Raw genomic sequence first — 203 nt, forward strand, 5'->3', positions numbered from 1 at the left:
CTATCGGCTGTTAACCGATCGGTCGCAGGTTCGAATCCTGCCTGTGGAGCCATATGGAGAAGTACTCAAGTGGCTGAAGAGGCGCCCCTGCTAAGGGTGTAGGTCGTGTAAGCGGCGCGAGGGTTCAAATCCCTCCTTCTCCGCCATGACGGCCCGTTGGTCAAGCGGTTAAGACACCGCCCTTTCACGGCGGTAACACGGGT

At 58.6% G+C, this 203-nt stretch carries 1 tRNA gene; it reads left to right on the forward strand.

Going from position 1 to position 203, the window contains the following annotated elements:
• Positions 1-55 precede the first annotated feature (55 nt).
• Positions 56-146 (forward strand) — tRNA-Ser (locus LNN34_RS21890).
• The last annotated feature ends 57 nt before the right edge of the window (positions 147-203 follow it).

Source organism: Bacillus sp. AF23 (assembly GCF_020861455.1).
Classification (GTDB): domain Bacteria; phylum Bacillota; class Bacilli; order Bacillales; family Bacillaceae; genus Bacillus; species Bacillus halotolerans.